The organism is Actinoallomurus sp. CA-150999 (genome assembly GCF_050942425.1).
GTDB lineage: Bacteria > Actinomycetota > Actinomycetes > Streptosporangiales > Streptosporangiaceae > Actinoallomurus.
In genome coordinates, this window is the sequence record NZ_CP192063.1 from 4,179,162 (window position 1) to 4,203,169 (window position 24,008).

Consider the following 24,008-nt stretch of genomic DNA (forward strand, 5'->3'; position numbering starts at 1 on the left):
CCATGTTCGACTCCGTCCTGATCGCCAACCGCGGCGAGATCGCCTGCCGGATCATCCGTACGCTGCGGCGGCTGGGGATCCGGTCCGTGGTGACCTACGCCGACGCCGACGCGGACGCCCGGCACGTACGGGAGGCCGACGCGGCCCTGTGGGTGCGCAGCTACCTCGACGTCGACGACGTCGTCGGGGCGGCCGTGCGCGCCGGTGCCGGGGCGGTGCACCCCGGGTACGGCTTCCTGGCCGAGAATCCCGACCTCGCCCGGGCGTGCGCCGAGCACGGGATCGTCTTCGTCGGCCCACCGCCGGACGCGATCGCCGCGATGGGCGACAAGATCCGGGCCAAGCGGACGGTCGCCGCCGCGGGCGTTCCCGTCGTGCCGGGGCGCGACGAGGCGGGGCTGAGCGACGACGAGCTGGCCGCCGCGGCGATGGAGGTCGGCCTGAACGCCGGCGCGGCCGTGCTGCTCAAACCGTCGGCGGGCGGCGGCGGCAAGGGCATGCGCCGGGTCGAGGACCCGGGGGAGCTGCGGGACGCCATCGCGGCGTCCCGGCGGGAGGCGCTCGGGGCGTTCGGCGACGACACGCTGCTCGTCGAGCGCTACATCGACAGTCCCCGGCACATCGAGATCCAGGTGTTCGCCGACGCGCACGGCGATGTCGTCCACCTCGGCGAGCGCGAGTGCAGCCTGCAGCGCCGGCACCAGAAGATCGTCGAAGAGGCGCCGTCGCCGCTGCTCGGCACCGGCCCCGAGGGCGAGCGGATCCGCGCCGCGATGGGCGCGAGCGCCGTCGCCGCCGCGAAGGCCGTGGGCTACGTCGGCGCGGGCACGGTCGAGTACATCGTCTCCGCCGACCGCCCCGACGAGTACTTCTTCATGGAGATGAACACCCGGCTGCAGGTCGAGCACCCGGTGACCGAGCTGGCCGTCGCGATCGGCGACCGGCCGGGCCTCGACCTGGTCGAGCTGCAGCTGCGGGTCGCCGCGGGGGAGCCGCTGCCGTTCGGGCAGGACGCGGTCGCGTTCGCCGGGCACGCGGTCGAGGCGCGGGTGTACGCCGAGGATCCCGCCCGGGGCTTCCTGCCCACCGGCGGCCGGGTGCTGCTGCTGGCCGAGCCGGCCGGTCCCGGCGTCCGGGTCGACTCCGGCCTGGTCGAGGGGACCGTCGTCGGCGGCTCGTACGACCCGATGCTGGCCAAGGTCATCGCCGCCGGGCCGGACCGCGCGACCGCGCTGCGCCGGCTGGACCGCGCGCTCGCCTCGTACACGCTGCTGGGCGTCGGGACGAACGTCGCGTTCCTGCGGTCCCTGCTGACCGACCCCGACGTGGTCGCCGGGCGGCTCGACACCGGCCTGGTCGAGCGCCGCCCCGCCGAGCCCGCCGAAGAGATCCCCGAAGACGTTCTCGCCGCCGCGGCCCTGGAGCGCATGCTCGCGCTGGAGGTGCCCGACCCCGGCCCCTGGGACGTCCCGGACGGCTGGCGCGTCGGCCGGTCCGCCTGGACGACCTGGCGGATCGCCGGACGCGAGGTGCGGATCCGCGGCCGGGCCGCCGACGCGGAGGTGTCGGTCGACGGCGCCGAGCCCGTACGGGTCGCGGCCCGCCGCCACGGCGCCGACCTGATCGTCGACTACGCCGGGGACCGTACGCGCTTCGTGTGCGCCCGCGACGGCGACGTCTGCCGGCTCGGCCGGGACGGCCGGGTCTGGTCGCTGCAGGAGACCGAACCGCTCGCCGCGCGGGCCACCGAGACCACCGCCTCCGCCGGTGCCGTGCGCAGCCCCATGCCCGGCACCGTCGCGGCCGTCAAGGCGGCCGACGGCGACGAGGTGGTGGCCGGTCAGCCGCTCGTGATCGTCGAGGCGATGAAGATGGAGCACACCGTGACCGCGCCGGTCGACGGCCTCGTCAGCGGGCTCACCGTGCAGCCCGGCGCGCAGGTCGCCCTCGACGAGGTCCTCGCCGTCGTCACCCCGAAGGGAGACAGCTGATGCGTGTGCCGCTCGATGGGCTGCCCGCCCACGTCACGGTCTACGAGGTCGGGGCGCGGGACGGCCTGCAGAACGAATCGGCGATCGTCCCGGTCGAGGTGAAGCGGGAGTTCATCGCCCGGCTCGCCGGGGCCGGGCTGCGGGTGATCGAGGCGACGAGCTTCGTCCACCCGAAGTGGGTGCCGCAGCTGGCCGACGCCGCCGAACTGCTCGGCGGGCTGGAGCACGCCGAGGGCGTCCGCTACCCGGTGCTCGTCCCGAACGAGCGCGGCCTGGACCGGGCGCTCGACGCGGGCGTCACCGAGATCGCCATCTTCGGGAGCGCGACCGAGACGTTCGCCCGGCGCAACCTCAACCGGACGATCGACGAGTCGGTGGAGATGTTCGCGCCCGTCGTCGAACGGGCCCGCGCGGCCGGCCTCGACGTCCGCGCGTACGTGTCGATGTGCTTCGGCGACCCGTGGGAGGGCGACGTGCCGATCGAGCAGGTCGTCTCGGTCGCCACCCGCCTGCTCGACCTCGGCTGCACCGAGCTGTCCCTGGGTGACACCATCGGCGTCGCCACGCCCGGGCACGTCACGGCCCTCGTCGGCGCGGTGCTGGAGTCCGGGGTCGACGTCGACCGGATCGGCGTGCACTTCCACGACACCTACGGGCAGGCGCTCGCCAACACTTTGGCCGCGCTGCGCTGCGGCGTCACCACCGTCGACGCCTCGGCGGGCGGCCTCGGCGGCTGCCCGTACGCCAAGAGCGCGACAGGGAACCTGGCCACCGAGGACCTCGTGTGGATGCTCGACGGCCTGGGCATCGAGACCGGCGTCGACGTGCGCCGCCTCGCCGAGACGAGCCTCTGGATGGCCGAACGCCTCGGACGCCCCAGCCCGTCCCGCGTCGTCCAGGCCCTGTCCAAAGAGCAAGGGAGCGACCAATGATCGGATTCACCCTCGACGAGGAGTACGAGGCGCTGCGCCGCACCGTCGAGACGTTCGCCCGCGACGAGGTGGCGCCGGTCATCGGCGACTACTACGAGCGGGGCGCGTTCCCCTACGACATCGTCGCCCGGATGGGGAAGATGGGGTTGTTCGGACTGCCCTTCCCCGAGGAGTACGGCGGGATGGGCGGCGACTACTTCGCCCTGTGCGTCGCGCTGGAGGAGCTCGCCCGCGTCGACTCCTCGGTCGCGATCACCCTCGAGGCGGGCGTCTCCCTGGGCGCCATGCCGATCTTCCGGTTCGGCACGGAGGAGCAGAAGCGCGAGTGGCTGCCGCGCCTGTGCTCGGGCGAGCGGCTGGCCGCCTTCGGGCTGACCGAGCCCGGCGGCGGCACCGACGTGCCCGGCGGCATGCGCACCACCGCGCGGCTCGAGGACGGGCACTGGGTGATCAACGGGTCCAAGGCGTTCATCACCAACGCGGGCACCGACGTCACGGTCGCGGTCACGGTGGCCGCGCTGACCGGCGACGGCGAGATCTCCACGATCATCGTGCCGTCCGGCACGCCCGGCTTCACCGTCGGGAAGAAGTACTCCAAGGTCGGCTGGAACGCCTCCGACACCCGCGAACTGTCCTTCACCGACGTCCGCGTCCCCGAGGAGAACCTCGTGGGGGAGCGCGGCCGGGGCTACGCGCAGTTCCTGCGGATCCTCGACGAGGGCCGCATCGCGATCGCCGCGCTCTCGGTCGGCCTCGCCCAGGGCTGCGTCGACGAGTGCCTGAAGTACGCGCGCGAGCGCGAGGCGTTCGGCCGGACGATCGGCGAATACCAGGCGATCCAGTTCAAAATCGCGGACATGGAGACGCGGGCGCACACGGCACGGCTCGCCTACTACGCGGCGGCGTCCCGGCTGCTGGCCGGGGAGCCGTTCAAGAAGGAGGCCGCCATCGCCAAGCTCGTCGCCTCCAACGCCGCCATGGACAACGCCCGCGACGCCACCCAGATCTTCGGCGGCTACGGCTTCATGAACGAGTACCCGGTCGGCCGGTTCTACCGGGACGCCAAGATCCTCGAGGTCGGCGAGGGTACCTCCGAGGTCCAGCGAATGCTCATCGCCCGCCACCTCGGCCTCCCCGCCCGCTGAGCAGTCCGTACGGCTCGTCCGCCCTGCTCGGCCGGAGTGGCTCAGGGAGTCGTGGGTGGCCCGTGCTTCTGGTCCGGCGGCGTGCCCTGCGGGGGGACGTACGGGGCCTTCTGGCCGTACGTGCCCTGGAGCGGGTCGTAGCGTGGGCGCGGCGGCGGCAGGGCCGGAGCGGGACCGGGATCCGGACGCCGCTGTGCCTCCTCTCCAGCGGGAGCCGTGTTGGGATCCGGGGATCGTGGTGCATCCTCCTGGGCCGGAGCGGTGTTCGGATCCGGGAGCGGCGGCGCCTCGAGGGGTGACCGGCCGGCCGCGCGTTCCTGGTACGCGTCCCTGATCCGGCCGCCCAGCCGTCGGCCCATGCCCTGGACCTGCCGGCCGCGTTCGGACTCCATGACGCGCCGCACGTGGTCGGACTGTGCGATGCGGGCGGCCTGCTCGCGGGCGACCTCCCCGGCCGCCTGGGCGCCGTCCCAGGCGGCCTGCCCGGCCGTCTGGGCGCCCTCCCGGGCGACCTGTCCCGCCGCCTGAGCGCCGTCCCAGGCAGCCTGTCCCACCGCTTGGGTGCTCTCCCAGGCGATCTGCCCGGCCGTCTGGGCGCCGTCCCAGGCCCGCTCGGCGCCCTGGCGTGCGGCGGCGACGGCGCGCTCGTACGTCCGGGCGCGGACGACGTGCGTCCCGGCCAGCAGGTCGGCGAGCGTGCGGCGGCGGCCGCCGAAGAGCGCGGGCAGGCTGTTGGCGGCGAAGACGCCGACGGAGAGCATCCAGATGGCCAGCGAGAGGACGAACTGGCTCTCCAGGAGGAGGATCCAGGCCAGGCAGTACAGCCCCGTCCCGCCCACGGTGGTGACGAGGGCGCGGCGGAAGGCGCGCGCCTTGCCGGCTTTCACGGTGTCGCCGTCGGCGGCCCGGACGCGGATGTCCATGGCCGCCTTGCCGAGCGTGCGCCCCAGCCAGGCGTGCGCGGCGAACTGGTACAGCACCTGGATCACGATGAGCAGGACGAGTGCCTGCTCGACGTCGCCGACGAACGTCGCCCACACGCCGGTGCCGAAGTCGGTCGCGGCCTTCTCCACGTCGCCGCCGGACAGCAGCAGGCCGCCGGTGGCGGACAGGGCCTTCCCCGGCAGGTCCTCCACGACGTATCCGTGCAGCCGTGCCCAGGTCAGCATGGCGAGCAGGACGGCGGCGCCCCACAGCAGCGCCGTGTCGATCCCCCAGGCGGTCAGCCGCCGGACGCGCGGCGCTCCGCCACCTGGAGGCTCCGGCTGCGGCGGACCGGTGAACGGCGCGGGGAACGAGGGCTGCGGGACTGGGGGAGGGCCGGGCACGACAGCGGAGTGTAGAGAGGCGTGATCAATTTTGTCAGCGTCCGCGGCCCGTACCGTCCAGACCCGGCCATATGGGCCGTGCTTCCTCAGCGGGCCGGAGCGGGAGGTGGCTCGGCGGCGGCGGTGTCCGGCGTGGGCCGCTCGGCGTTGGAATCGGTCGCCGGTGCGTCGAAGAGGTGCCGTTTCGCGGTGTTGACGCCGGCGATCAAGCAGAGGAACAGTCCGAAGGACACGAACGCCACGACGGCGCCGAGCCCGCCGAGCAGTGCTCCGGCGAACATCGGGCCGAGGGGCGCCAGGGACAGTGCGGTGAAGCTGACGGTGTTCTGCACCCGGCCCTGCAGGTGGTCGGGGGTCATGCGCAGCAGCGTGCTGCCGAAGACGACGTTGAGGGCCGGGGTGAGCAGGCCGCTCAGCGCGATGAGCGCCCCGAGGACCAGTGGTCGCGAGGTGGTCGCCATCAGGAGCGCGAGGACGGCGTCGGCCCAGCAGACCGCCAGGACGATCTGCCGTGTGCCGAGGCGTCCGATGGCGCGCGGCGCGAAGAGGGAGCCGACCAGGGAGCCGAGCCCCGAGAGCGTGACGATGCTGCCCACGGACAACCCGGACGAGCCGCCCTCATAACTCGCCGCCACCGCGACCAGGACGATGCCGCCGTAGGTGAAGTTGCTCACCGTCGCGTTGAGCACGACGTTGCGCAGGTACGCCGAGCGCATCACGAAGCGCAGCCCCTCGGCGGTGTCCCGCCAGAAACCGGTGCCGGTCTCGCCGCCGCCCCGCCGCGCGGTCATGGGCGTGCGGATGGCCAGCACGGCGGCCATCGAGAAGAGGTACGAGCCCGCGTCGGCGACGAACGGGACCACGGGGGACAGCTCGAACAGCAGCCCGCCGAGCGCGGGACCCGCCGTGTAGACGGCGGCGTTGCGGGCCTGGATCAGCGCGATGGCGGACGCGAAGCGCTCCTCGGGCACGAGGCGTCGTACGGCGCCGCTCACCGCTCCGGCGAAGACGCTCGTGCAGGCGCCGTCGACCGCCGCGACGACGAGGATGAGCGGCAGCACCGTGCGGTGGACGGCCACCGAGTACGCCAGCGCCGCCATGCCGACGGACCGCACGATGTCGCAGGTGAGCATGGTCCGCCGCCGGTCGTGCCGGTCGGAGAGGGTGCCGCCGGGGAGCAGGAAGGCGACCTCCGCCACCCCTTTGACCAGGCCGACCAGGCCCGCCTGGGCGGGGGAGTGGGTCAGGGAGAGGACGAGGAGCGGCAGTGCGAGGTACGACGCCTGCGATCCCAGTTTGGACAGTGCCTGCGCGATCCAGATGTCGCGGAACTCGCGGTTGGCGCGCAGCGGTTCGGAGGTTCTCACGCCATTCTCCCGATCGATGAGCGGCGGGTCTGCGGTGTGCGGGCGGGGGGTTTGCGGTGGTGCGGGTGGCGGGACTGCCGTGGTGCGGGCGGCGGTGCAGGCGCGCCGTGAGGCCGGCACCGCCGCCCGGTGGATCAGTGCGTCTGGATGCAGCAGATGCTGCTCTGCTGGCTGGACAGCTCCGCCGCGGGAGCCTCCTGCTCGAGGTTCTGCAGGTCGAGGATCGCCTTCATGTCTTTCACCTCCGTCCGAGGGGGAGTCCCGGGACGTGCCGGTCACCGGGGTTCGTGGGGCGGAGGGCCGCCGGCACCCTCCGTGCTCGGAGAGGGCCGGCCGCCCCGCCGGGAGGGCCGACGCCGATCGGGCGTCGCGATGGTGGATCAGGACGTCTTGATGCAGCAGATGGAGCTCTTGTTGCTGGACAGCTCCCGCGAGTAGGCCTCCTGCTTGAGGTTCTGCAGGTCGAGGATCGCCTTCATGTCGTTCACCTCCGTCCGGTCTCGAGCGTCGGGATCACGGCGGTCGCCGGATGCCCGGCGGTCAGGAATGGAAGCGGACCGTCGGGCCTCCCTTCGACCGCCATGCGCACGGCGAGCAAGATCCCCGCGGATCCCGTCGCCAGGTCTGTGGAGAGGCGGAGCATGCCGTCGCCTGGGAAGAACACGGCGCCCCGGTGTTCGACCGAGTGCCAGAACATGCGCCGTAGGTGCACGTCGACGCCGGCGTCACGGCCGTCGCCGAGATGGCGGGCGCAGGTCATGAGCCCGGTGCGGCCGGAGAACAGGCCGGGCAGCACCACGAACTCGGCGCGGCAGGTGTCCCGGATGAGGTCGCGGGCCCGTTCGAACTCCGGGTCCGGGCGATGGCGGAGGTACTCGTGGAGCGCGACGCCGATTCCCCCGCTGCCGTTGTCGAGGTACGGCAGGATGCGCGACGGCTCGCGTACGTACAGGCCGTTCAGGGCCTCCTTGCACCCCTCCAGGTCGCGTCGCAGCGCCGCCGCGGCGACGTCGAGGTGGCCGGGATCCCCGGTGGCCTCGAAGAGGCGCACGAAGAACAGCGCGACTCCGGCGAACCCGTGCATCAGGCCGGGCCGTTCGGGTGGCGCGAGGTCGGCGCCGTCCTCCTCGACGGCGCGGGCGAGCCGCGCGGCGTACGCGAGCGGTTCGTCCAGCAGTGCCCGGTCACCGGTCCGGCCGGCGAAGTAGAGGACATTGAGGCCGACTCCCGCCAGCCCGCCGAACAGGTCGACCGAGCGGATGGTGTCGCGCATGTCCAAGGCCCGCTCGAAGACGGCCAGCGCCTCGTCCGGTCGCCCGATGTGGTCCAGGGCGAAGGCGATGCCGTGCAGCCCGTTGTAGAAACCCGCGTACGGAAGAGGCGTGCCCCGGCAGGAGCTGACCAGCCAGTCCACGTGGTCGGTGAACTCCGGGTGGTCGTCCCGTCCGATGGCCGCGAGCGCGTACAGCACGCCCGCGGCGCCGTACGCGAGGTTCGCGCCGCCGTACCGGAACTGGTTGATGTCGCCGGGGAACAGCCGGTCCCGTCGCTCGGGCGTCGCGCTCGACACGATCCCGGCCACCGCCGAGTCGAACAGGGAGTCCCAGCCGGGGTCGGCGGCGCGGCGTCGCCAGGCCACGGGCCGTTCCTCCGGGAACAGGCCGCGGGCGACGACCGAGCCGAAGTCCGCGGGCACCGGGAATCGGTCGACGATGATGTCGAGCAGGTCCAGCGCCTTGCGGGAATCCCACTGCATCATCGCGGTGAGAGGCAGGAAGGCCGCCAGCCGAAGACACGCCAGCGCGTACTCGTCGACCGCGAAACCGGTCAGCGTGTCGGGCCCGGCGTACCCCGTCGCGGCCAGTCCGGGCCGGTGGTTCTCGCTGATGTGCGAGGACGACTCGAAGTCGACCAGCGCGATGCGGTCGTCGGGACGCACGATGACGTTGGACGAATGCAGATCGCCGTAGACGATGCCGTCGCCGTGCATCGCGCGCAGCGCCGATTCCACCTGGGCGACGACGTGCAGCACCCATTCGGTGTATTCGGCGATCTCCCGCTCGTCGGGGCTGTGGTGGATCAGCGGATCTCGGAGCCCACTGGCGCGGAAGAGCGTCTCGCCCTCGATGTACTCCAGGCCGAGGAAGTGATGCTCCCAGTAACGCGCGGACTCCACCAGCGCGGGCACGAAGGGACGGCCGGCCAGCAGCCGGAGGGCGCGCTCTTCGCGGGCCATGCGGGCGACCGCGTCGTGGCCGTTGCGGTCGAGGCCCGCGTGCGGCCTGGCCTCCTTGAGCACGATCCGTTTCCCGGTGCGCAGGTCCACCGCGCGGTAGACGCCGCCGGCGTTGGAGAAGTGCAGGGCCTCCTCGACGCGGTACGGGAACTCCGCGTCCGACTCCGCCGCCTGCTGGGCCGCGATGAAGTCCGGCACGGTCACCCAGGACGGCACGCGGAAGGACGGCTGCCGCTCGTCGGGGACGAGCCGCCCGGTCGGGTCCTCGATGGCCGGCAGCAGTTCCCCGGAGCCGGAGACGCAGTACCGCAGGGTGAACCCGCCGTACCGCACGTGGAGCGGGCCGTTGCGCCAGCGCAGGTCGTTGAGGATGTACGGCCCGGTGAATCCGGCGAGTGCGCGGTCGAGCTCTTCCAGTGTCGTGCGCAGTTCGTTCTCGTCGCGCGGATAAATGGTGATCAGTTTCCCGCTGGAACCGCGATGCGCGTACTTGAAATTCGACATGAGCGCCATCGGGCGGCTGCGCAGGAATTTGAAGGCGATTCCGCGGGACACGCAGTAGTTCCAGACGATGTCGATCGCCGCCACGGCCTCGTCCAGGCGCACGCCGACGTGGATCTTCCAGCCCTGGTCGGGGAGCCGTGCATCCACGGGCTGGACGTACACCCACTCCCGCAGCTGCTCGAGCTTCCAGCCGTCCGGCACCGGGCGGCTCGCGGCGGCGAACCGCATCTTCTCGTCCGGCATTCTCTCCAGGCTGTCGTAGAAATCGGGGTCGGAGATCGTGAAATTGGTGTGCGACATGCTTCCCCCGGCGTGCTGCGAGGAATCGTTTTGAAACCGCTTGAACTGGAGATTAGGCGGCGCGTCGATTCCGGCACATCGGCCGAATCATGTAGTCGCGACTCTCGGGGGAATGGGTCGTTCTACCCATGCGGCGGTGCGGCGATCCCGTGCTCGAAGGCGTAGGCCGCCGCGGCGGTGCGCGAGGACAGACCGAGCTTGGTGAAGATGTTCGACAGGTGCCGCGCCACCGTCTTCTCGCTCAGGCGCAGAGCGGTCGCGACCTGCCGGTTGCTGCCTCCGGCGGCGACGTTGCGCAGCACTTCGGCCTCGCGCTCGGTCAGCCCGTCGGGAAGCGGCGCCCGCCCGCCGGTTCCGGCCGGGCGTCCGTCGCGGGCCGGCGCGCCCAGCTCCCGTAGCCGGTCGTGGGCGGCCTCCGACTCCAGGTGCGCGGCGTCCTCGTCGCCCAGCGACCTGTACGCCTCGGCGAGCAGCAGCCGGGTCCGCGCGACGGCGTACGGCGCGTCGAGTTCCTGCCACATCCGGCGCGCGGTCCGCAGCACGGCCAGCGCGTCGTCGGCCTTCCCCTCGGCGAGCAGGACCGCGCCGAGGGCCTGTGCCGCCTCGGCCCGCAGACCCGAACTGCCGTAGGCCGCCGCCGTGGTCTCGAGCTCGGTGGCGGAGGCTCGGGCCGTGCCCAGGTCGCCGGCGGCGAGCGCGATCTCCACCTGGGCGGGGTGCAGCCGCGCCCGTGCGAGGGCGTTCCCGCTCTCGGCGACGAGCGCGGCCCGGATGGACGCCGAAGCGGCGTCCGGCCGGCCCTGCGAAAGCCGGAGCAACGCCAGCCCCGGCTGCGGATCGCGGCCGAGCTGATGGGCCCGCCGGAAGAAGTCCTCGGCGGCGGTCCCGTCGCCACCGAGACGGCGGGCCTCACCGGCCTCGTACAGCGCCTCGGCGAGCACGCAGACGCGTACGTGCGCCGGGTCCCCGGCGGCGCGCTCGGCCACGCGTCCGGCCGGTCCCCACGCCCCCCGCATCCGGAGGATCCGCGCCCGGTGGACCCGCCAGGCACCGCGATAGGGCACGGTCGCGGGGACGACGTCGGACCACCGGGTGGCGGTCCGCGCCCACTCGGCGGCGCGCGTCAGGTCGCCCAGCTCGTGGCAGACGTCCATCAGGTTGCAGAAGATCGCGCCGGACCAGATCGGGTGCAGCCCGTCGGAGAACGCCGTGAGCATCGCCTCGTCGAGCAGCGAGAGCCCGTCGCCCGCGCGGCCCAGGCCGACCAGCGCCCGTCCCTCGCCGAGCAGGCCGGCGGCGAGCAGGAACGCGTCGCCGTACCGGCGCCCGATGCCCTGCATCCTGCGGGCATGGTCGGCGGCCTCGTCGTTCTCCCCGCGCGTCAGCGCGGAGGCGATGTCGAGGTAGATCGGATAGCCGTGCTCGGCGCAGTCCGCCTCGTCGCGCAGGAGCCGGTGCGCCCGGCTCATCCAGCCGGCGCCGATCGCGCCGTCCCCCCACTCGAGATGGTGCACGGCCAGGAGCACCGCCGCCATCGCCGCCGGGCGTGGTCGTGCCTCCCACTGGTACAGCCGGTACGCGTCGGTGAAGGCGGCCAGTGACTCGTCGATCTCGCCCACCCGCCATGCCGCCTGAGCGAGGGCGTCGTGGTCGTCGGCCGGCATCGGGCCGCTCTCGCGGGCCTTCCTGAACCCGCTCCACGCGTCCATCCAGGCGCGTCGCTCGAAGGCGGATCGAGCCGCCACGAGGTCGTCCGTCATCTCGTTCGACACCGTCGTCATGAGACCCCCTTGATCCCCCGGTGCTTCGTCCCTGACCCCTACGGCGTGACGTGGACGGGGAGGGGTGTGCCATGGCGTGGCACACCCGCATGACGCTGGGAATTTGTCCGTATCCGGCCACTTCTTTCGCTGCTCGCGCGCCGTCGCCCCGGACCCCGGGTGACACCATGACGGCATGCCGGGGGTTGACCGACACCTTGTCGGCCGGGGGAGAGAGCTCCGCGTGCTCGACGACGCGCTGACCATGGCGCGCGGCGGCGAGGGCCGCCTCATCGTGGTGGCCGGCGACCCGGGGATCGGCAAGACGCGCCTGTGCCGGGAGATCGCCTCCCGTGCGGCGGACACCGGGTTCGCGGTCGGCTGGGGCACCTGCTGGCCCGAGGGCGGCGCTCCGCCGCTGTGGCCCTGGCAGGCCGTCCTGTCCGACCTGGGCCGTGGAGCGGCGACGGACCTGCTCGGAGCCGATCGCGGCGGGCCGGTCGTCGACCCCGAGCGGTTCGCGCGATTCGCCGCGGTCGGCGAGGAACTCGCCCGTGCCTGTGACGCCTCACCGGTGCTCGTCGTCATCGACGACATCCACGTGGCGGATCCGGGAGCGGTCCTGCTCGCCCGATTCCTCGCCCGCGCCCTCGCCCGGCGGCCCCTGACGCTGGTCTTCACCCGCCGCCACGGCGCGGGCGGCCGTTCGCCGGCCGCCGGGCTGCTGGCCGAACTCGAGGAGCAGGCCGCATCGCTGACGCTGCGCCCCCTCGACGTCGACGAGACCGACCTCTTCCTCCGGTCGTACGGCTATCGCGACGTCGATCCGGACCTGCGGCGCACGCTGTGGCGGCTCACCGGCGGCAACCCGCTCTTCCTGCACCGGGTGATCGCCCTGGGACCGGCCGATCCCGTGGGCGGGCGGCTGCCCCCGGAGGACGTACGGGCCGCGATCGTCCAGGCCGTGGACCGGCTGGGTGAGCGGGCGCGGCAGGTCCTCAGCCGTTCGTCCGTGCTCGGCTCCTCGGTTCCCATCGCGCACGCGGCCGCCGTCGCCGACTGCACGACGTCCGAGTTAGGCGAGGCGCTGGTCGAGGCCGAGCAGGTCGGGCTGGTCGCGCCGCCCGGACAGGGCGACTTCGCGTTCACCCACGAACTCGTCCGCGAGTCACTGCAGGAGCTCCTGACCGTCGGCGAGCGGTGCGCGGCGCACGCCAGAGCGGCCGACGTCCTCGCCCCGCCGCGCACCGCCTTGTCGCCTTCCGGTCCGCCGCGCACCGCCTTGTCGCCTTCCGCCCCGCCGCGCACCGCCTCCTCGTCTCCCGGTCGGCCACCTGCGGCACCGGCCCCCCGGCAGCTCACGCGCTACGCCTACCACGCGCTGCGGGCGGCGCCACGTTCGCCGGAGGACGGACGCCGCGCGATCACCGCTTGCCGGGCCGCCGCCAGGGCCATGGTCGGCGGCTTCGACTACGACCAGGCCGCCTCGATTCTGGAGGCGGCCGTCAACGTGCACGAGGAGGCGCGCCTGGGGGACCCGGTCGCGGCGCTGCTGGTCGAATGGGCGCAGACGGTGCTCATGTCCGGCCGGCTGGCCGAGGCCCGCGTGCTGTTCGGCCGGGCGGTCGACGCCGCGACCGCCGAGGGGGACCGGATCGAGCTGGCCGGCGCGGCGCTCGGCCTCGGCGGGGTCTGGGTGAACGAGCACCGTTCCCGGCCCGACCACGAGCGCGTCCTCGGCCTGCAGCGCCAGGCGCTGATGTCGCTGCTGCCCGGCGAACACCGGCTGCGCTGCCGGCTCGCCGTCCGGCTGGCGGCCGAGGACGTGTACCAGGGCGGTCCGGTCGACCCCGTCCTCGACGCCCTCGAGGAGGCGCGGCGCCTCGGCCACAGCGACGTGCTGGCCGAGGCGCTCTCCCTCACCCACCACGCGCTGCTCGCTCCCCGCTACGCGCGGACCCGGCTGAAACTGGCCGAGGAACTGATCGCGGTCGCGTCCCCGGCGGGTGCGGGGATGCTCGTGCTCATGGGCCTGTGCTGGCGGGCCACCGACCTGTTCCACCTCGGCGACCCCCGGGCGCCGCGGGCCCTCGCCGAGCTGCGCGACCGGGCGGACGCCCTGAACTGCCGCAGCGTCCTGTACATCGCCGAGGTCATGGCGACGATGCTCCTCATCCGCGCCGGTCGGCTGGAGGACGCGGAGGCGAGGGCCGCCGAGTGCTTCGAACTCGGCAGCGAGGTCGGCGACGCCGACGCGTTCGCCTACCTGGGCGCGCAGCTGGTCACCATTCGCTGGCTCCAGGAGCGCGACGCCGAGATGCTCCCCATGCTCGAGGAGATCGTCGCCTCACCGACGCTCATCCCGGCCGAGTTCGGCCTCCAGGCGACCGCCGCCGTCATGGCCGCCCGCGTGGGCGAGCACGGCAAGGCCCGGCGGATCCTCGACGAGCTCACCGCCTCCGGGCTCGCCGCCCTGCCCGAGTCCAGCACGTGGCTGGGCGGGATGATGTCGATCGTGGAGACCGCGTTCCTCCTCGGTGACGCCGCCGTCGCCCGGGAGGGCTATGACCTGCTCGTCCCGTACGCGGAGCTCACGATCACGCCGTCGCTGGCGGTGACCTGCCTCGGCTCGGTCGAACGCCCCCTCGGGATGGCCGCCCTCGCGTTCGGCCGCCCCGACCGCGCCGTCGAACACCTCGAGCGCGCGGTGACCGCCGATCGTCTCCTGGGGAACCGGCCGCTGACCGCCGTCACCCTGGGCGACCTTGCCGAGGCGCTGCTCCGGCGCCACCGGCCGGGCGACCGCGAGCGAGCGGCCGACCTCCTCGAGCAGGCCCGGCGCGAGGCCGAGGCGGTTGGGCTGAAGTCGCGGGCCGACCGCTTCGCCCAGCGCGGCCGCCGGCTCGACGAAGGCCATGCCACCATCCGCCGCCAGGGGCGGATGTGGGTCCTCTCGCTCGGGGACCACCAGGCGGTCGTCCCCCACCGTCTCGGCGTCGGGTACCTCGCGCGCCTGCTGACCAGCCCGCACCGGCCGATCTCCGCCCTCGAGCTGGCCACGTCCGCCACCGGCGACACCCCATTCGTCGAACCGGCACGCCACCCGATGGTCGACGAAAGGGCGCGAAGCGCGTACCGGAGGCGGGCCGAAGACCTGACCCGCCGGCTCGCGCAGGCCGCCTCCTCCGACCCGGAACCGGACGAGCGGCTGCACGCCGAACGTGAGGCGCTGCTGCAGGAGCTGAGCCGTACGGCCGACAGGGGCGGCCGTACCCGGTCGTTCCCGGACCCGCGGGAGCGCGCCCGAACCGCCGTACGAAAAGCGATCAAGCGGGCGATCGATGACATCTACGCCGCGGACGCCGTGATCGGCGGCATCCTGCGATCCTCGATCACGACCGGTGCGACCTGCCGCTACACCCCGGACGCCGAACGGCCCCTCACCTGGTCGCCCGAGTGACGCCGCGAGGTCCCGGCTCTCAGGGATGCAGGACGATCTTGTTGCAGTCCTCCTGCTTGTTCTTGAAGATGTCGTAGCCGTGCGGCGCGTCGTCCAGCGACATGTGGTGGCTGACGACGAAGCTCGGGTCGATGTCGCCGTTCCGGATGCGGCCCAGCAGCGGCCGCAGGTACCGGTGCACGTGGCACTGGGCGCCCCGCAGCGTCAGGGACCGGTTCATCAGCGCGCCCATGGGGAACTTGTCGATCAGTCCTCCGTAGACGCCGATCACGGACACGATCCCGCCGTTGCGGCAGGACATGATCGCCTCGCGCACGACGTACGGCCGGTCGGTCTCCAGCCGGGTGGCCTGCTTGACCCGGTCGTAGGCGTACATCGGCGCCGTCGGGTGGTGCGCCTCGATGCCCACCGCGTCGATGCAGGCGTCCGGGCCGCGCCCGGCGGTCATGTCGAGCAGCGCCTCCGGGACGTCGACCTGCTCATAGTCGAGCGGCTCCGCACCGAGCCGTTCGGCGCGCCTCAGGCGGTACGGGAACCGGTCGATCGCGATCACCCGTTCGGCGCCCATGAGCAGCGCGCTCGCGATCGCGAACTGGCCGACGGGCCCGGCGCCCCACACGGCGATGACGTCGCCGGGCGTGATGTCGCACATCTCCGCCCCGAGCCACCCGGTCGGGAAGATGTCGGACAGGAACAGGACCTGCTCGTCGGGCAGGTCGTCCTCGATCTTGATCGGCCCGACGTCGGCGAACGGCACCCGCGCGTACTCGGCCTGACCGCCCGCGAAGCCCCCGAGCATGTGGCTGTAGCCGAAGATGCCGGCCGGCGAGTGCCCCATCAGCTTCTCGGCCATGCCGGCGTTGGGGTTGGAGTTCTCGCAGATGGAGAAGAGCTCGTGCTCGCAGGCCCAGCAGTACCCGCAGGCGATCGGGAAGGGCACGACCACCCGGTCTCCCGGCCGCAGGTTCTGCACGCGTGGCCCGACCTCGACGACCTCGCCCATGAACTCGTGACCGAGGACGTCGCCCTTCTTCATCGTGGGGATGTAGCCGTTGTAGAGGTGGAGGTCGGATCCGCAGATCGCCGTCGAGGTGATCCGGACGATCGCGTCGCGGTCGTTCAGGATCCGTGGATCCGGGACGTCCTGCACCTCGACGGTGTTGCGGCCCATCCAGCAGGTGGCCCTCATCGCACTCCTCCTCCCACCATCGGCCGGGCCGGCCGCTGCCTGAGCTGCCGGGTGGCGAGCGTGCCCTCCGGGCTGCCCTCGGAACGGATCACCTCGCCGGTCTCCATCACCTGTTTGAACCTGCGCAGGTCGTCACGGACCTGCTGTTCGGGGTGCTCGCCCAGCAGGCGGGCGACCGCGGCACCGGCCGTACCGCCCGGCTGCGCGTAGCGCAGGTGCACCCGGACCTCCGTGCCCCGGCCGCCGGGCGCCTCGGTGAAGCGGACCGAACCACTGGTCCCGGCGATGACGCCCTTCGTGGATCGCCAGGCGATCAGTTCGCCGGGCCGATCTTCGGTGATCTCGGCCTCCCACTCGACGGTCCCGCGCAGCGGGCTCCGGGCCTTCCACCGGAAGCGGCCGTCCTCGATCTCCCGCACCGACTCCAGGTGGATCATGAACCGGGGAAGGTTCTCCAGGTCGCGCCAGAACCGGTAGACCTCGTCGGGCGGCCGCTTGACGGTGACCGCCGCGCGCAGGGGCAGCTCCCGCATGCCCATCAGGCGCGCGACGCCACGGGCCCACGGAAGGTCCTGCGCGCCGCTGAGCCGGCCGGCGGCGGACGGTGCGGTCGACCGTCCCACCCCCATGCCGGCCGGTTTCAGCAGGCGGGTGAGCCGTTCGATTCTGCGGTGAGTTTCACTGGTCATGTTCGTCACCTGCCGATTCGCCGTCACCGCGGCGTGATCGCCGCGGCCGGCCGCGCTGCGTGCCGTCGTCCTGCGGCGAGGCGGCCCTGCGGCCGGAGAGACGCTCCGGTGGAAGCCGGAGCCTACGTGTCCCGGCCCTACCCCCGGACGGCCCGATTACCGGGCTTCCCGCTTAAAGACCGAAAGGACCGTTCCACGGTCGGCGAGGTACCGCTCACCGGCTGCGATCAACGCCGTTCGTCGGATGTTTCCTCGGTCGGAACCGCGAGGCGGCCCGGTGGTCGTACGACGCAGTCAGGCTCACGGCCGTGAAGGTCGCCATCGTGACCGAGTCGTTCCTGCCCCGCGTGAACGGGGTGACGAACTCGGTATGCCGTGTGGTCGAGCATCTGGCCGGTCGAGGCCATGAGGTCCTGGTGGTCGCACCGGGGCCCGGGCCCGACGGCCATGCGGGTCAGCCGGTACGGCTGACGCGGGGGGTCGCACTGCCGTTCTACCGCTCGTTCGTCGTCGGAATACCAACGCGCCAGGTGACGGGCGCACTCAACGAATTCGGCCCGGACGTCATCCACCTGGCCGCTCCCTTGGCACTCGGCGCATCCGGCGTCGCGGCCGCTCGGCGGCTGGACGTACCGACGGTCGCGGTCTTCCAGACCGACGTCGTGGGCTTCGCCCGCCGGTACGGCTTGCGGGGCGCCGACCACCTCGTGTGGGCCTGGCTGCGTCATATCCACGAACAGGCCGACCGCACCCTGGCGCCGTCCAGACCCACGCTGGACGAGCTCCACCGGCGCGGCGTCCCCCGGCTGGCGCTGTGGGCGCGGGGAGTGGACGACGAGCGCTTCAACCCGCGGCACCGGTCGGCCGCGCTGCGCGCCGAACTCGCCCCCAACGGGGAGGTGCTCGTGGGGTACGTCGGCCGGCTGGCCGTCGAGAAACGCGTGTCCCTGCTCCGGCACCTGGCCGACATGCCGGGCGTCCGGCTCGTCGTGGTCGGCGACGGCCCGGCCGGGCGGCGGCTGCGGCGCATGTTGCCGGACGCGGTCTTCACCGGGTTCCGTACCGGCCGGGAACTGTCGGAACTGGTCGCCTCCCTCGACGTGTTCGTGCACACCGGCGCGGACGAGACGTTCTGCCAGGCCGTTCAGGAGGGCCTGGCGGCGGGGGTCCCGGTGGTGGCGCCCGCCGCCGGAGGCCCGCTCGACCTGGTCCGTCCCGGCTACAACGGCCTGCTCTATCCCCCGGACGACCCGGAAATGCTCCGAGCGGCGGTCGCGACCCTGGTGGGCGACCCCGCGCTGCGCCAGCAGATGGCCGGCCAGGCCCTGCTGTCGGTTCGCGGGCGGGACTGGAGCAGCGTCTGTGAGGAACTGGTCGGCCACTACCAGGCCGTCCGGTACGGCCGCTCCGTGCGGCAGGCCGCCTGATGCGCGGCGCCCGGAAACCGACGGGCATGGGCGGAGCGGACCCTACGACGGCGGGGGATGCGGCGGTCGGTCACGGAATGGTCGGGTGCCCTGAAGGTTCCCGCTACCGGGTCGTCCTCTCCGCGTCCGTCACCCGGACTATCGTCCCGCCGTCCGTTCGAATCATCTCAGGCAGGCAGGGGGACCGGATGGTCGAGGACTCGCGGTGCGGCGCGGCGTGACGCACCTGGTGGTGAGCGTGCACGACGTCGCTCCCGTGACCGCCGAACAGACGCGACGCTGGTGCGCGGACGCGGACTCGCTGGGGATCCCGGTGTCGCTCCTCGTGGTCCCCGGCCCGTGGCGCGGCACTTCGCTCGCCGACGAGCCGGGGTACGCGGCGGTGCTCCGGGCCCGGGCCGCGAACGGCGACGAACTGGTGATGCACGGCTGGAGCCATCAGGCCGGCCCGGAAGGGCCGTTGCCGCGCCGGGTGGTGGGCCGGTTGGTCGCTCGCGGCGCGGCCGAGTTCGGCGCGCTCGACGAGGTGCAGGCGGCCGACCGGCTGATGTCGGGGCGGGCCGTCCTGCGGGAGCTGGGCCTGGTCGCCTCCGGCTTCACGCCACCGGGGTGGCTGGCCTCGCCCGCCACCAACCGGGCGCTGCGCCAGGCCGGATTCCGGTACACCACGTCGCACTTCGGCGTACGCGACCTGCGGAACGGGCGACTGTGGCGCGGGTTCGCGCTGTCCCACCGCCCCGGGGGCGCCGGCGAACGGCTCGGGGCCGTCCTGATGAAGGAATGGGCGCGGTGGCGGGCGAAGCGCGGCGGCCTGGTGCGCATCGCCCTGCACCCCGACGAACTGGACCGCCCGGGCCTGCGCGACACCACGTTGCGCGCGATCGAGGCGGTGCTCGCGGCGGGAGGCCGGGCGATGACCTACTCGGACGTGGTCGCGGCGGACGCTGTGAGTGCGAATTGAGGATCGTGCAGGTCGCCAACTTCTACACCCCGACGTCAGGCGGCCTGCGCATCGCTCTCGACGAACTCGGCCGCGGCTACCGGCAGGCCGGCCACGAGCGGGTGCTCATCGTGCCGGGGCCGGCCGAGTCGGTGGAGCAGACGCCGGCCGGGCAGCGCATCACGGTGCGCGGCCTCAGCCTGCCCGGCCTCGGCGACTACCGGATCCTGACCGGTCGAAAGCGGGTGCTCCGGCTGCTGGACGCCATGCCACCGGACGTGCTGGAGGTCAGCGACAAGATCAGCCTTGGCTGGCTGGCCCGGTGGAGCCGCCGACGCGGCGTGCCGCTCGTCCTGTTCTCCCACGAACGCCTGGACGCGATCCTGCTGCCGAGGGTGCCACGCTGGTTCCCGCTGCGTACGGCGGCGAACATCGTCAACCGCCGCCTCAGCCGCCTCGCCGACCGGGTCATCGTCACCTCCGCCTTCTCGGCCGCCGAGTTCGAGCGGATCGGCGCGCCCAGCGTCCGCCGGATCCCGCTGGGCGTCGACCTCGCCACCTTCCGGCCGGAGCTCGAGGCCCCATCGTGCGCGGCGACCTCCACGGACCCGTACGGTGACCGGCCGGAGCTCGAGGCCCCGCCGTGTGCGGCGACCTCCACGGACCCGTACGGCGACCGGCCGGAGCTCGAGGCCCCGCCGTGCGCGGCGACCCCCGCGGACCCGTACGGCGACCGGCCGGTACGTCTGGTCACGGTCACCCGCCTGTCGCGGGAGAAGCGCCCGGAGAACGCGATCGACGCCCTGGCCGCGCTGCGCGACCAAGGCGTGGACGCCAGCTTGGTCGTGATCGGTGACGGCCCGCACCGGAGGCGGCTCCGGCGTCGCGCCCGGGGCCTGCCGGTCACCTTCCTCGGGCATCTGTCCGACCGGCGGGCCGTCGCCGGACTGGTCGCCGCGGCCGACGTCGCGCTGTTCCCCTCCCCGGCGGAGACCTTCGGGCTGGCGACGCTGGAGGCCCTGGCCTGTGGCACACCGGTCGTGGTGCCTCCGGAGGGAGCGGCCCGGGAGCTCCTGGACGGCCCGGGCTCCGGGACGGTCAGCGACGGTACGCCGAGCGGCATGGCGGACGCGGTGCGCGGCCTGCTCTCGATGCCGGCGGCCCGGCGCCGTGCCGCGGCTCGCGCCGCCGCCGAGCGGTACCCCTGGGCGGAGACCGTCGCCGGGCTCCTGCGCGGCTACGAGGTCATCGGTCCTGCCGACGCGGAGGTCTCACCCTCCCGGTGACACGCGTCGCTCATCGTGCAGGCTCGGCGAGGTGGCGAGCACCGCGACGCCGACCACGATGAGCACGATCGCGACCGCGCTTCCCGCGATCACGCCGGCGTTCGCCGCCGGAGGGGCGTCGAAGACCACCATTCCCGCGATCCAGCCGGCCACCGGGTCGGTCACGGTCATCGCCGTCATGGCGGTCGCCAGCGAACCGCCCGCGAAGGCGCTCTGCACCAGGACCGTGCCCAGCACGGTCGAGGCGGCCAGCGCGGCCGGCGGCCAGTCGAGGGCGGTGGCGAGCAGGCCGCGCCGGGCCAGGTCGTCGCCGGCGAACACCACGAAGACGGCGGTCAGGCAGAAGCAGATGCCGGCCGCGACGGCGAGCGCGGCGGTGCGGGACTGTGCGTACGACCGGAGCGACCGGGCGGCGAGGAGGAGCAGGCCGATCAGTCCCGCCGCCACCGCCACCACCACGGCCACGGCGGCCCCCTGCCCGGTGGTCTGCGGCACCGCCCCGCGGACGGTCACCAGCAGGACCAGCCCGGCGCAGACCACGGCCGCCCCCGACCAGTCCCGGCGCAGTGGCCGACGGCCGCCGAACATCGCGCCGAGGGGGATCGCGAACAGCAGCTGGGTGACCAGCAGAGCCTGCACGATGACGATCGACCCGAAGTGCAGCGCCAGCGCCTGAGCGCCGAAGCCGGTGACACCCGCCGCCCAGCCCAGCAACCACAGCGGGTCGCGCGCGAGCCGGACGAGCAGCTTCGATACGCGCGGCGGCGGGGCGCCCTCCTCGGCGGACGAGGGGTGGCCGCCCGCGCCGACCCGGGCCGGCGACGGCCGCCGCGCGGCGGTCCGTGCGGCGTGGTGCCGCTGTGCGGCGGTTCGTGCCGCACGTTGCTGCAGGGCGGCGGAGACCGCGAACAGCAGCGCGCCGAGCAGCGCCAGCGGGACGCTCAGCACCATCAGGAGTCCTCGAGGACACCGCTGCCCGCGGCGGGCTCGGGTGCGAGGGCCGCGAGGACGTTGTCGATCTCCGAGCGCAGGCGCGCGTCGAGCCGTGCGGTCCGGTTCCGGACCCGGTGCCACCACTCGCTGATCCCCATGCGTACCAGGTGAGGCAGCAGGTCGAGGGATCGCCGCAGCACCCACCCCGTCCCCTTGGTCGCCAGCCAGCGGACCTGGGCCCAGGCGCTCGGAGCGGGATGGCTGGGCTGTGGATCGAGCCGGTCCCACAGGTGAACCCCATGGTCGGCGAGCATGACCGCGAACAGCTGCGCCAGCAGCCGGTGCCCGCGTTCGCTCGGGTGGATGCGATCGACCCCCCACATGTGCCGGTCGTAGAGGGCCGGGTGCCGGGTCAGGTCGAGGTGGACCGTGCCATGACGGGCCGCGAGGTGGTCGAGCACCGTGTTGATCGCCTGGATCCGGCGGGCCAGGGGATGCCGGAGCAGGCCGGGGATCCGCAGCATGATGCCAGGATCCGGGAGGCTCGCGGTCAGCACCAGAGCCCCGGCCTCCCTGAGCCGCGTGATGGCCTCGTCCAGGTCGGACGCGATCGTCGCGAGCTCGAATCTCCCGCGCAGCGTGTCGTTGACGCCGACCACCACCGACGCCAGCGTCGGATGCCCCGCCAGCGCGTACGGAAGCTGGTCGGCGACCACGTCCCGGACCCGCGCGCCGCAACGGGCGAGATTGATCAGCTCCACGTGCCCCGGAGGCGCGAGCGATTCACTCAGCAGCGCGGCCCAACCACGCCAGCCCCCGTCGGGCGTCGGATCGCCGAGCCCGACCGTGACCGAGTCGCCCAAGGCCACGAAACGCAGCACATCGGTGTGTTCCAAGACCGCCGTCATCCCGCGTCCCCGCTCGCAGCCGCCTCGCCCACCGCGCCGGTCCGCCCGGCCGGCTCGCTCACGGCACTGGTCCGGCCCGTCGGCTCGCCCAGTGCGCCGCCCGGACCCGTTGGTTCGTCCACCGCGTTCCACCGGCCCGTCGGCTCGCTCACGGCACTGGTCCGGCCCGTCGGCTCGCCCAGTGCGCCGCCCGGACCCGTTGGTTCGTCCACCGCGTTCCACCGGCCCGTCGGCTCGCCCACAGCGCTGGTCCGCCCTGTCGGCTCGCCCACCGCACTGGCCCGGCCCGCCGGCTCGTTCACCACGCCGCCCCCGCCCGTCGGCTCGTCCACCACGCAGTACCGGCCCGCGGCCGGGGCGACCTGCGATCGTCGCGGATCCGAGCGACCCGGTGGCCCGCCCGTCACGTCATGCGCCCTGAGGAAGCCTTCGACGGCCCCGGACCAGCCGAACCGCTCCGCCTGGGCGCGCGCCAGGCTCCTGCGCCACGAACGCTCCCTGGCGAGGAGGTGCTCGACCGCGTCCGCGTACGCCTTCGGGTCGTCCTCGACGGCGAGCCCGGCCGGGCCGATCACCTCCGGGAGCGCGCTCGCCCGATTGGCGACGACCGGGGTACCGCTGGCCAGCGCCTCGAGCCCCGCCAGGCCGAAGGTCTCCACCGGGCCGGGCGCGATGGCGACGTCGGCGGTGGCCAGCAGGGACGCGACCAGCCCTCGCGCGCTGACGTGGCCGAAGAACCGGACCGGCAGCCCGGCGGCCTGCGCTTCCAACGCACGCCGGCGAGGTCCGTCCCCGACCACGGCGAGGACGGCGGGCACCCCTCGGCGCCGCAGTTCGGCGAGTGCGGCGATCGGCCGGTCGGGACGTTTCTCGGGGGAGAGCCGGCTGCAGTGCACCAGGAGGTGTTCGCCGGGGCGCACGAGCGAGGACCGGAGTTCCTCGTCGTACCGGGAGGGGGAGAAGGAGGTCAGGTCGACGCCCAGCGGCACGCGGACCAGGTTGGGCACGCCGAGCCGGCGGAACTCCTCCGCCGCCCAGTCCGTCGTGCAGACCACGACGTCGAACGAGGCCGCGGTGGCGCGGTTCATGCGGTCGGCGAGGCGCTCCGTGGGCAATCCCGGCGGCCCCAGCTCGCGCAGCAGGCCGCTGAGGTGCTCGTGGGAGACCATCATCGAGCGCACACCGTGTGCTCTGGCCCACTCACCGGTCCAGCGCAGGGTCGTCCGGTCGGAGACCTCGAGCCGGTCGGGTTCCAGCCGCTCCAGCAGCCGCCGCAGCGAACGCCGCGCGACGATCAGCCGATAGCCGCCGGTCTTCGGGACGATGGGCGCCGGTACGGTGATCACTCGTCCCTGACACGTCTGTTCGTCGTGCGGATCGGACCCCGGAACGATGAGGACCGGTTCGTGCCCGGCCTCGCGATAGCCCGTTCCCAGCTCGCGCAGCGCGGTCCGCAGTCCGCCGGAATGGGGTGCGACGGCGTTGGCCAGCCGCACCACCTTGAAACCACCCACATCTGAAAAGTCGCCTTTCGGGCACGCGGGGCGGCGACGCTGAGATGAGCTGAGGGCGAATCTTCGCCGAAGGGTGATCAGCGCCGGACAGCCGCGAAG

General features: G+C 73.3%; 16 protein-coding genes. 7 read left to right on the forward strand and 9 right to left on the reverse strand.

Annotated features, from left to right (window positions below; genetic code table 11):
* Window positions 1-2 precede the first annotated feature (2 nt).
* Genes ACQP2O_RS19655 through ACQP2O_RS19665 form a run of 3 tightly spaced genes read left to right on the forward strand, consistent with a single transcriptional unit; the run spans window position 3 to window position 4,068 of the window.
* On the forward strand, window positions 3-1,991 hold the full coding sequence (locus ACQP2O_RS19655) for an acetyl/propionyl/methylcrotonyl-CoA carboxylase subunit alpha (protein ID WP_433191074.1): 1,989 nt from the start codon (window positions 3-5) through the stop codon (window positions 1,989-1,991).
* A complete protein-coding gene (locus ACQP2O_RS19660) occupies window positions 1,991-2,923 on the forward strand; it encodes a hydroxymethylglutaryl-CoA lyase (RefSeq protein WP_433186924.1) in 933 nt (310 codons plus the stop codon). The genes ACQP2O_RS19655 and ACQP2O_RS19660 overlap by 1 nt, the downstream gene beginning before the upstream one ends.
* Window positions 2,920-4,068, forward strand: a complete 1,149-nt coding sequence (locus ACQP2O_RS19665; RefSeq protein WP_433186927.1) for an acyl-CoA dehydrogenase family protein — start codon at window positions 2,920-2,922, stop codon at window positions 4,066-4,068. The genes ACQP2O_RS19660 and ACQP2O_RS19665 overlap by 4 nt, the downstream gene beginning before the upstream one ends.
* Window positions 4,069-4,109: 41 nt before the next feature.
* On the opposite strand, the gene ACQP2O_RS19670 is transcribed toward ACQP2O_RS19665, so the two are convergent.
* From ACQP2O_RS19670 to ACQP2O_RS19685, 4 genes are all read right to left on the reverse strand, one after another.
* On the reverse strand, window positions 4,110-5,396 hold the full coding sequence (locus tag ACQP2O_RS19670) for an RDD family protein (protein ID WP_433186930.1): 1,287 nt from the start codon (window positions 5,394-5,396) through the stop codon (window positions 4,110-4,112).
* Between the two features lie 86 nt (window positions 5,397-5,482).
* Window positions 5,483-6,763 (reverse strand): MFS transporter, encoded by a 1,281-nt coding sequence (locus ACQP2O_RS19675; protein ID WP_433186933.1) that lies wholly within the window; start codon window positions 6,761-6,763, stop codon window positions 5,483-5,485.
* 484 nt (window positions 6,764-7,247) lie between these two features.
* Complete coding sequence (gene lanKC, locus ACQP2O_RS19680; RefSeq protein WP_433186935.1) at window positions 7,248-9,803, reverse strand: class III lanthionine synthetase LanKC; 2,556 nt, start codon at window positions 9,801-9,803, stop codon at window positions 7,248-7,250.
* A gap of 122 nt (window positions 9,804-9,925) precedes the next feature.
* Complete coding sequence (locus ACQP2O_RS19685) at window positions 9,926-11,584, reverse strand: LuxR C-terminal-related transcriptional regulator (RefSeq protein WP_433186938.1); 1,659 nt, start codon at window positions 11,582-11,584, stop codon at window positions 9,926-9,928.
* Window positions 11,585-11,759: 175 nt separating this feature from the next.
* On the opposite strand from ACQP2O_RS19685, the gene ACQP2O_RS19690 reads away from it, so the two are divergent.
* On the forward strand, window positions 11,760-15,023 hold the full coding sequence (locus tag ACQP2O_RS19690; RefSeq protein ID WP_433186940.1) for an ATP-binding protein: 3,264 nt from the start codon (window positions 11,760-11,762) through the stop codon (window positions 15,021-15,023).
* Between the two features lie 19 nt (window positions 15,024-15,042).
* On the opposite strand, the gene ACQP2O_RS19695 is transcribed toward ACQP2O_RS19690, so the two are convergent.
* Both ACQP2O_RS19695 and ACQP2O_RS19700 read right to left on the reverse strand, forming a co-directional pair.
* A complete protein-coding gene (locus tag ACQP2O_RS19695; protein WP_433186943.1) occupies window positions 15,043-16,212 on the reverse strand; it encodes a zinc-dependent alcohol dehydrogenase in 1,170 nt (389 codons plus the stop codon).
* Entirely contained in the window at window positions 16,209-16,901 is a 693-nt protein-coding gene (locus ACQP2O_RS19700; RefSeq protein WP_433186946.1) for an SRPBCC family protein, read from the reverse strand. Before ACQP2O_RS19700 ends, ACQP2O_RS19695 begins: the two co-directional genes overlap by 4 nt.
* Window positions 16,902-17,209: 308 nt before the next feature.
* Here ACQP2O_RS19700 and ACQP2O_RS19705 point away from each other — a divergent pair, with 308 nt between their 5' ends.
* The 3 genes from ACQP2O_RS19705 to ACQP2O_RS19715 all read left to right on the forward strand — a co-directional run bounded on the left by ACQP2O_RS19705 (window position 17,210) and on the right by ACQP2O_RS19715 (window position 20,554).
* A complete protein-coding gene (locus ACQP2O_RS19705; protein WP_433186949.1) occupies window positions 17,210-18,328 on the forward strand; it encodes a glycosyltransferase family 4 protein in 1,119 nt (372 codons plus the stop codon).
* Between the two features lie 205 nt (window positions 18,329-18,533).
* A complete protein-coding gene (locus ACQP2O_RS19710) occupies window positions 18,534-19,289 on the forward strand; it encodes a DUF2334 domain-containing protein (RefSeq protein ID WP_433186952.1) in 756 nt (251 codons plus the stop codon).
* A gap of 5 nt (window positions 19,290-19,294) precedes the next feature.
* Window positions 19,295-20,554 (forward strand): glycosyltransferase, encoded by a 1,260-nt coding sequence (locus tag ACQP2O_RS19715; protein WP_433191076.1) that lies wholly within the window; start codon window positions 19,295-19,297, stop codon window positions 20,552-20,554.
* On the opposite strand, the gene ACQP2O_RS19720 is transcribed toward ACQP2O_RS19715, so the two are convergent.
* The 3 genes from ACQP2O_RS19720 to ACQP2O_RS19730 are packed head-to-tail and all read right to left on the reverse strand — an operon-like array spanning window position 20,540 to window position 23,909.
* Window positions 20,540-21,505, reverse strand: a complete 966-nt coding sequence (locus tag ACQP2O_RS19720) for a DMT family transporter (RefSeq protein ID WP_433186955.1) — start codon at window positions 21,503-21,505, stop codon at window positions 20,540-20,542. The two genes, ACQP2O_RS19715 and ACQP2O_RS19720, sit on opposite strands and share 15 nt — an antisense overlap.
* Window positions 21,505-22,395, reverse strand: coding sequence for an SGNH/GDSL hydrolase family protein (locus ACQP2O_RS19725; RefSeq protein ID WP_433186958.1), 891 nt, complete (start codon window positions 22,393-22,395; stop codon window positions 21,505-21,507). The genes ACQP2O_RS19720 and ACQP2O_RS19725 overlap by 1 nt, the downstream gene beginning before the upstream one ends.
* Window positions 22,392-23,909 carry a glycosyltransferase gene (locus tag ACQP2O_RS19730; RefSeq protein WP_433186961.1) on the reverse strand — a complete coding sequence of 506 codons (1,518 nt, stop codon included), beginning with the start codon at window positions 23,907-23,909 and terminating at the stop codon, window positions 22,392-22,394. The genes ACQP2O_RS19725 and ACQP2O_RS19730 overlap by 4 nt, the downstream gene beginning before the upstream one ends.
* Between the last annotated feature and the right edge of the window lie 99 nt (window positions 23,910-24,008).